The 8169-nt window shown below is 45.2% G+C and carries 10 protein-coding genes; 2 read left to right on the top strand and 8 right to left on the bottom strand.

The window, feature by feature from the left end:
• Positions 1-262: 262 nt before the first annotated feature.
• Positions 263-706 (top strand): D-aminoacyl-tRNA deacylase, encoded by a 444-nt coding sequence (gene dtd / locus P1P89_21140; GenBank protein ID MDF1594021.1) that lies wholly within the window; start codon positions 263-265, stop codon positions 704-706.
• A 46-nt stretch (positions 707-752) separates the two neighbouring features.
• Here dtd and P1P89_21135 read toward each other — a convergent pair whose 3' ends face one another.
• Entirely contained in the window at positions 753-1487 is a 735-nt protein-coding gene (locus tag P1P89_21135; protein ID MDF1594020.1) for a DUF3108 domain-containing protein, read from the bottom strand.
• Positions 1488-1663: 176 nt separating this feature from the next.
• Between P1P89_21135 and P1P89_21130 the strand changes: the two genes are divergently transcribed.
• Entirely contained in the window at positions 1664-2902 is a 1239-nt protein-coding gene (locus tag P1P89_21130; GenBank protein ID MDF1594019.1) for a D-alanyl-D-alanine carboxypeptidase, read from the top strand.
• Positions 2903-3007: 105 nt separating this feature from the next.
• Here the strand turns inward: P1P89_21130 and folE2 are convergent, their stop codons facing one another.
• The 7 genes from folE2 to P1P89_21095 all read right to left on the bottom strand — a co-directional run bounded on the left by folE2 (position 3008) and on the right by P1P89_21095 (position 7988).
• Entirely contained in the window at positions 3008-3778 is a 771-nt protein-coding gene (gene folE2 / locus P1P89_21125) for a GTP cyclohydrolase FolE2 (protein MDF1594018.1), read from the bottom strand.
• Positions 3779-3825: 47 nt separating this feature from the next.
• The gene (locus P1P89_21120; protein ID MDF1594017.1) at positions 3826-4566 is read right to left on the bottom strand and encodes an ATP-binding protein; all 741 of its coding nucleotides are present in this window, start codon (positions 4564-4566) and stop codon (positions 3826-3828) included.
• Between the two features lie 21 nt (positions 4567-4587).
• Positions 4588-4779 carry a DNA-directed RNA polymerase subunit omega gene (gene rpoZ / locus P1P89_21115; GenBank protein MDF1594016.1) on the bottom strand — a complete coding sequence of 64 codons (192 nt, stop codon included), beginning with the start codon at positions 4777-4779 and terminating at the stop codon, positions 4588-4590.
• Between the two features lie 43 nt (positions 4780-4822).
• Entirely contained in the window at positions 4823-5290 is a 468-nt protein-coding gene (gene greA / locus P1P89_21110; protein ID MDF1594015.1) for a transcription elongation factor GreA, read from the bottom strand.
• A 20-nt stretch (positions 5291-5310) separates the two neighbouring features.
• Positions 5311-6333, bottom strand: coding sequence for an aspartate-semialdehyde dehydrogenase (locus tag P1P89_21105; GenBank protein MDF1594014.1), 1023 nt, complete (start codon positions 6331-6333; stop codon positions 5311-5313).
• A 192-nt stretch (positions 6334-6525) separates the two neighbouring features.
• A complete protein-coding gene (gene pssA, locus P1P89_21100; GenBank protein MDF1594013.1) occupies positions 6526-7320 on the bottom strand; it encodes a CDP-diacylglycerol--serine O-phosphatidyltransferase in 795 nt (264 codons plus the stop codon).
• Positions 7317-7988, bottom strand: a complete 672-nt coding sequence (locus P1P89_21095) for a phosphatidylserine decarboxylase family protein (GenBank protein MDF1594012.1) — start codon at positions 7986-7988, stop codon at positions 7317-7319. The genes pssA and P1P89_21095 overlap by 4 nt, the downstream gene beginning before the upstream one ends.
• Between the last annotated feature and the right edge of the window lie 181 nt (positions 7989-8169).

Below are 8169 nucleotides of genomic sequence, written 5' to 3'. Positions count from 1 at the left end.
GAAGATTGTTAAGGTTCACCAGAAAGTACGGGTAACAGTTTTGGCTGTGGACCTGAAACGGAACAGGATATCGTTATCCATGAAAAATGTTTCCGAAAATCAGATTCGGCCGCAACCTCGCCGTTCGGGCCAACTTAACAAGCGCAACACAAAACAACAAAAGAAAGTCCCATTTCATAATCCATTTTCTGATTTTTTAGACAAAACCTCAAAAAATTAATCTTAAAACCCAAATACGTTCTGCCCCAAAAGGGAGCTGAAAATGAGAGCCGTCGTACAACGCGTCAGTGAAAGCAGTGTCATCATAGAAAATAAAGTGATTGCAAAAATGGGCCACGGCCTCCTGGTTTTACTCGGGGTTGCAAAAGGAGATGAAACCGCCGACGTTGATTATCTTGCCGATAAGATCACCAACTTAAGAATATTTGAAGACGAATACGGCAAGATGAACCGGTCTCTTATCGAAATCGGCGCCGAACTGCTGGTGGTCTCTCAATTTACCTTACTGGGGGATTGCCGCAGAGGAAGACGGCCATCGTTTATAGATGCCGCCGACCCTGAAGTTGCAGATAAATTATATGAATATTTTGCCGATAAGGTTCGACAGAAAGGTATAGCTGTTCAAACCGGCCGCTTTCGCGCGATGATGGAAGTCTCACTGGTTAATAGCGGACCGGTCACGCTCGTTCTCGACAGTAAGGGCTGATGCCGGTTGCCGGAATCAGATTTATTTGACAAACAAATAATTGCAACTATGGGTCAATGACGCCTTCAGCAGAGACGAGCTCCCCCACAAAACTTCCCACCACAACTTTGCTTTTGATCTTTAGGGGAATACGACGCCGGTCGGCTGAAACCCACAGCTGAATTTTGGCGTCCTCGCTTTTTTCAAACACACCACCGATATGTTTCAGTTCGGGTTCCAGCAGGTAGGCGTCGTGAGTTCCACTGGCCAGCGAAATTTTTTCCTTTTTTACGATCTTGGCCTTGCCGATGATACACTTCTTTCCGTCGGTCACCGGGCTCGTCAGCATTTCGTCTACCTTCAGGTCCTGCAACCGCGAGAAAAAAAACACGGACAACGGGTCAAATGAGCTCGGCATGATTGCAATGGTTTTCTCTATTTTATTAAAATTGGTATACTGGGCGGTATGATTTTCCCAATTAAAATTTACCATGACATCTCGCTTGGTATTACCTTCGTGTTGTTCTTTTTTATATAAAAGGGAGCGGGTCATGTTTACATCGACATAAGCATCAATACGGTCGCGGACCTTGTAAAAAACATCCACAAAAGGATTTGTTTTGGCGGTCAGGACAAAATGATAGGCTTGAATGCCGTCGATCGTTTTTGTCGGCATTACTTCCAAAACAGCCTCTCCGGCCGGGATAAAACTCCAACTGAGTTGAAACGTCAGCTTTTCACCCGGCGCAAAAGGGATTTTATAAGATGACGCCTCTATTTCATTTCGACAAAAGAAAATCAAAAGAAATACTGCTGAAATGATGCGAATCCAATCACATCTGTTTATTGAAGCTGTCGACTTTCTCATAAGGGGAATTTGCGTATTTTTATTTTGAACAATAATGATATTTGCGGTAACTGTCAAATGATAAAGAAACAATCTCTTGCCCGCCGTTTCGGAGGATGCTACATTTAGCCATGCTCAGCAGAATCTTGTTAAAAAAAATGTGTGTTCTCTTGCTGGGACTAACCGGCTTGTTTTTCTATCTGGGCCAGTTCAGCGGCCTGCCACTTCTTTACGCATACCCATTAGAGGATATCCAACATCTGCTCGGGAAAGAGGATGCGGTTATCATCGCTTCACCCCAGGGCAAAACAATTTTTGAAAAAAATCCTGACAAAAATTTGATTCCGGCCTCAACCTTGAAAATTTTCACTTCGCTGGTAGCCCTCCATTATCTGGGAGCTGATTACAGATTTCAAACCGAATTCTATCTGGGTCCGGACAATAATTTAAAAATAAAGGGGTATGGCGACCCGCTGTTGGTTTCAGAAACACTTCAGGACATCGCCCAAAAGCTTTCCCCGCGTGTCATCAGATATAATGATTTAGCGTTAGACGATGCTTTCTTTTTAAACCCGATCCATATACCCGGGACCACACCGACGTATCAACCCTACGATGCGCCCAATGGCGCCTTGTGCGTTAATTTTAATACCGTCAATTTTAAACGGTGCAATGATACGTATGTCAGCGCCGAAGACCAGACCCCGCTGTTGCCTTTCGTTGCAGAAAGAATTAAGGCATCTTCCCTGAATCACGGGAGGATCATCCTGACCAGCCGCAACAATGAAAGCACGTTGTACGCCGGACATCTGTTTAAGTATTTCCTGAATGGCGCCGGAATAGAATCAAGCGGCGGTGTAAAGATCGGTCGCGTCCAAAAACAGCAGGACAGGTTGCTGCTGACATATGTGTCGCCTTTTTCTTTGCGGCAGATTATCACCAAACTTTTGGAATTTTCAAACAACTTTATCGCCAACCAGCTCCTGCTGGCGGCCGGCGCCAAGCACTATGGCCCCCCCGGAACTTTGGATAAAGGCATCCAGGCGGCCTTGGCATATGCCGACCGGAACCTGGGCATACATGACCTGTCATTAATCGAGGGCTCGGGGATTTCAAGAGAAAATAGGATATCCGCCAGAAATATGATAAAAATTCTGAATGAATTTAGACCCTATCATGAACTGCTGCGGCAGCAGGATAGAGAGTTTTACAAAACCGGCAATTTAACCGGAATAAAGACCCGGGCGGGTTATCTGCTAAACGAGAAAGGCGAACGCTATCAATTTGTCATTATGATAAATACCCCCGGGACATCGATCCAGACTGTTATGAAACAGGTTCGTCGCTTTGTTAAATCCCTGAACAACTGAAAATCAGCACTGAATTTTGACTGAACCCGAGGCCCGCTTCAATTTTTACACAGGATTCTGGCGGGTTGGGTCTTTCCGGCAGGTACCGCTTCTAGAAGTCGGCATTTACTCGCTGGTAATGTGGGCATAGGCACTGTGATTATGAATCGATTCAAAATTCTCCGCGCTCACAGAAAACCAGGTAATATTGCTGTCTTCCTTTAATTTTTTGGCGATATCCCTGACGATGTCTTCGACAAATTTTGGGTTTAAAAATCCCCTCTCGGTCACGCACTTTTCATCGACCCGTTTTAGAACCGAGTAGACTTCGCAAGAGGCGCAGGCCTCCACAAGTTCGATCATGTCTTCCATCCATATGAACTTTTTAAAACGCGTGCTGAGCCGAACCTCTCCCCTCTGGTTATGGGCGCCGATCTCGCTGATCTCTTTTGAGCAGGGGCAAACCGATGAAATCGGTACGATCACTTCCGAAACCAGGTCGACCTTCCCTTCCGGGTCACTTGATCCGACAATTCTGCAGGTGTAATCCAAAAGACCGGGAGAGCCACTGACTGGTGCTTTTTTTTCAATAAAATAAGGGAAGGCAACTTCTATCACCGCAGATGCGGCATTTAAATGCTGTTTCATTTTTTCAAGAACAACCGAAATTCTTTTTAATGAGACTTCCGGTCGAAACAAATGCAACAACTCCACAAAGCGACTCATATGGGTCCCCTTGTATTTATGCGGCAGATCGACGTACATGTTTATGGATGCGACGGTATGCTGGTAACCGTTGCGGCGATCTAACACCGTAATGGGGTAGCGGAGATTTTTTATACCGACCTTGTCGATGGGGATATTGCGATAATCCCGCTGGTTTTGGATATCCTTCATGGTTTGTTTCAACAGATCCTGATGTGTGCTGATTTAAAGTTACATTTCTATTTCAAAAGGTAGTCGTTTTTAACCCGGCTCATGGACCTGAATATATTTCCTTTTATTTTTTTATTTTTCCTGTAAAGCGAATTTAAAAATGTCTTGATTTCCTGCCGTTTAGAAATTTTTGCGGTGGGACATGGATTGATAAATTCCGGAAATTTATACTCAGCTGCAAATCGACGGATCGTCTCTTCATCGACAAACGCCAGCGGTCGGATGACCCGTAACGCGCCATTGAAAAAAGGTTGGGAAGGAACCATGGTGCTGATTTCGCCGGCATAGAAAATATTTAAAAACAACGTTTCGATGATATCATCTTTGTTATGGCCCAGTGCCAGCTTATTGCAGCCAAGTTCGGCCGAAATATCAAACAGTCGTTTCCGGCGAAGCTTTGAACAAAGGAAGCAAGGATTTTCACGGTTTTGGGGGCTATGACCCATAATGCCGCAATCCGTATATTCCACCTGCAGATAGTCTTTTTTTTCACCACAGTATTTTTCGAGAGATGCGCCTAAACTTCCCGGGAACCCGGGATCGACATAGATCCCAAACAGTTCATATTTAACCGGCACATAGGACTGGCGATCCCTTAATATCCTCATAAGCGATAGACTGTCTTTCCCCCCGGAAATACCCACCGCAATCCGGTCGCCGTCGGAAATCATATGATAATGATGCAGCGCTTTTCCAACAGCCCTGTTCAGCACCTTATATGTATCGCTTTTTTGTGGCAAAGAAGCCATCTGGAAATCAGCCGTACAAAACTACTCTTGCAGCAATGTAACCTTTCCTGCTGCTATTTCCCGCAGGGCAACAACAATATCTTCATTTTTGGGAGAACTTACCAAATATTCCGATCCTTCCCGGATTTGTCTGACCCGCTTTGAAGCCAGGTTGACCAATAAAAACCGGTTCGGAACCTTCTTAATGCAATCCTCAACAGTAATTCGCGCCACTGATAACCTCCAATATATGATAGTTAATTAAATGTTCATTCGTTTATAGTATTTCAATCAATTCATAACGCCTTTGCCCGCCCGGTGCCTGAAGCACAATTTCATCACCTGGTTTTTTCCCGATAATCAACTTTCCAAGCGGCGATGAAACCGAAATCCGACCTGATTTTATATTTGATTCATCCGGACCCACCAGCTGATATTCAACATTTTCACCGGTTTCCGTATTTTCCAATACCACCATACAGCCAAAAAAGGCTCGATCTTTGGAAATTTTGTCCGGGTCGATGATATCGGCATTGGAGAGTTTATACCCCAATTCGCTGAGTCTTGCGTCAATATAAGCCTGGCGCTCTTTAGCTGCCGAAAATTCCGCATTTTCGGAAAGGTCTCCATGCGAACGGGCTTCTTCAATCGCCCGAATATTTTTAGGCCGCTCTAGGGCCTTTAAATGCTCCAGTTCCTGTTTCAGGGTTTCATAACCTTGCTTTGTTATGGGCACACGTTCCAACGTAACACTCCTGTTTAAACTTACAGATAATCACTGGCCAGTATCTCGGCAATTTGAACTGCGTTGGTTGCAGCCCCTTTTCTGATGTTATCGGCCACAACCCACATATTAATACCGTTGGGAATCGATTCATCTCTTCGAATTCGACCCACCATTGTCAGGTCCTGCCCGGCCGCATCAATCGGCATCGGATACAGCTTCTTGGCAGGGTCGTCCATGACCTTTACCCCCGGCGCTTTTTCAAGGAGTTTTTTTACAGCTTCAATCGTCAGCGGTTTTTCAGTCTCCACATTAACGGATTCTGAATGGCCGAAAAAGACGGGAACCCTTACGGTTGTGGCCGTAACATTAATGGATTCATCACCCATGATTTTCCGGGTCTCATGTACCATTTTCATTTCTTCTTTGGTGTAGCCATTTTCAAGAAACACGTCGATATGCGGCAGACAATTAAACGCAATCCGATGCGGATAAACTTCCTTTTTATACTCCAGAAAATTAATCATTGCGCGCGTTTGATCGAGAAGTTCGTCGATCGCTTTCTTGCCGGTACCCGATACGGCTTGATATGTTGAGACAACGATTCTTTTAATTTTGTATTTTTCATGGATGGGGTAAAGGGCAACCACCATTTGGATGGTCGAACAATTCGGATTTGCAATAATTCCTTTTGTTGTGTATTGCGCCACAGCCGATGGGTTGACCTCCGGTACCACCAGCGGAACATCCGGATCCATTCGCCAGGCACTTGAATTGTCAATCACGACGCAACCGGCTTTTGCGGCAAAAGGCGCAAAATGCAAACTGGTTCCTCCTCCTGCCGAAAAAAGGGCGATATCAACCCCCTTGAAAGCATCCTTCGTTAACTCCTGGACATCAACCAGATCGCCTTTGAAACGAAGCTTGCGACCGACCGAACGCTGAGAAGCAAGAAACTTGATGGACTTGACCGGAAAGTTTCGATCTTCCAGACAGGTTATCATTTGATTGCCGACCGCACCGGTAGCCCCTACCACAGCAATATTAAGCCTTTTTTTTGCCATAACGGCTCCCTCCCTTTATAAGAAACAACGACGCAAGTGATGAGCGGGCCATCACTAATGACCAGCCCCTCATCCTTTTATTAAAAGTGCCCTGATTATCTGAGTTAATAAAAATCCTTTTGGCCCATTCATGCCAATTCATACAACGCGTACCTGTTGAAGTAGTAACTGCAGGGTCTCTAATGCTTTCTATCATGATTTGATGGGATTCGTTGGTTGTTCTTCCGCCCTCAGACTTGCCGTCTTTCCTTGTTTCAACTTTTTATAATGCCTGAATGTGTTAAACGGGCCGGAACCAACATAGGAAACCCCAAAAAGAAATAGAGCAATCGATGGCTGGGCAGCGATAAAAATGAATATCAGCATACATGCAACCAAAACATTAAATTTCATTGTACGGAAAAACTCGGGTTTTTTAAAACTGTTGTATTTAATCGTGCTTACCATTAAGAACGAAAGCGCATACAGCATGACAAGGATCAAAATCGGGCTCGATTGAGGGCTTAAACTAAATTTATGATAGAATAGAACGGTTACTGCACTCATCCCTGCCGCTGCCGGAATCGGCAAGCCCACAAAATAATCACTGCTGACTGAACTGACCTGGGTGTTAAAACGTGCCAGCCGGAGAGCGCCGCAGGCCATAAACAGGAAAGCGGCCAGCCAGCCGATTCTTCCAAGTGGTTTCAGCGCCCACAAATAAATCATCAACCCTGGCGCAAATCCGAAAGAAACAAGATCGGCGAGAGAATCATACTCGACGCCGAACTTGCTGGTCGTCCGGGTTGCCCGGGCGATCTTGCCGTCCAAATTATCAAAAACACCGGCGATGATTATCGCAACAGCTGCCGTAATAAACTTTCCATCAATTGCGGCAATCACCGCGTAAAAACCACAGAATAAATTCATGGATGTAAACAGATTCGGCAATAGAAATATACCGCGTCGCAGCCTGCTGTTTTTATTCAAATTGCTTTTTTTTCTCACTTCAACACCCCCAAAATGGATGTGCCCGCTTGAACCTTATCACCGGCTGAAACCGTCGGTTCAACATTTTGCGGCAGGTAAACGTCTACCCGGGAGCCAAAACATATCATGCCAAAACGCTCTCCCCGATTCACCAGGTCCCCCACCTGCAATTTGCAGATGATCCGCCGGGCAATCAGACCCGCTATCTGTACCATGCTCATCTGAACACCGTCTTCGGTTTTTAGAAAGACTGCATTATGCTCATTCTGCTCAGAGGCTTTATCCAGATTGGCTGAAAAAAACTTGCCGGGGTGGTAAACGATATTCGTCACTTCTCCTTTACAGGGTATGCGATTGACATGAACATTAAACACCGACATGAAAATACTAATTTTAAGACACGGACCATCAAAAAAGCGCTCATTTACCGTTTTTAGTACTGATAAAACCCGACCGTCAGCCGGCGAAACGACGGCGCCCTCTTTTCGGGGTGTCACCCGATCCGGATCCCTGAAAAAATAGCAGATAAACAAGGTAACCCCAAGGCTGACGAGGGTTATGGTCGTCAGACCCAAAAGGGCCAATATAGCGGTCACAAAAGCCGCCGCAAATATAATCGGATACCCCGGCCTTGCGATTGGAAATGCGACCGGTTTTGGGGAATCCGTCCTGGAAAAGTTATCCATAAAAGCACTTTATCGATTTTATATTCATATTTTCCCAAGGGGAATAAATACTAAAAGTGTACTATTTATAAGAAATCAAAAAAAATGTCAATTAGGCATTTACCAAAGCAGGAATTCTCGGTGAGGGATTCAGCGGGATTTGATAACGGAAACGAAAGAACAAAAGGGTCGGGTAGACGGA

The sequence above is a fragment of the Desulfobacterales bacterium genome (assembly GCA_029211065.1).
Classification (GTDB): Bacteria; Desulfobacterota; Desulfobacteria; order Desulfobacterales; family JARGFK01; genus JARGFK01.
Note: the sequence above shows the minus strand (reverse complement) of the source record. Positions and strands in the feature narration are given on the sequence as shown.

Bases quoted from the DNA above. Each gene is read 5' to 3' on its own strand.
- P1P89_21120 (MDF1594017.1), bottom strand. From the start codon at position 4,566: ATGGCTTCTTTGCCACAAAAAAGCGATACATATAAGGTGCTGAACAGG.
- dtd (MDF1594021.1), top strand. From the start codon at position 263: ATGAGAGCCGTCGTACAACGCGTCAGTGAAAGCAGTGTCATCATAGAA.
- folE2 (MDF1594018.1), bottom strand. From the start codon at position 3,778: ATGAAGGATATCCAAAACCAGCGGGATTATCGCAATATCCCCATCGAC.
- P1P89_21130 (MDF1594019.1), top strand. From the start codon at position 1,664: ATGCTCAGCAGAATCTTGTTAAAAAAAATGTGTGTTCTCTTGCTGGGA.
- P1P89_21095 (MDF1594012.1), bottom strand. From the start codon at position 7,988: ATGGATAACTTTTCCAGGACGGATTCCCCAAAACCGGTCGCATTTCCA.
- P1P89_21105 (MDF1594014.1), bottom strand. From the start codon at position 6,333: ATGGCAAAAAAAAGGCTTAATATTGCTGTGGTAGGGGCTACCGGTGCG.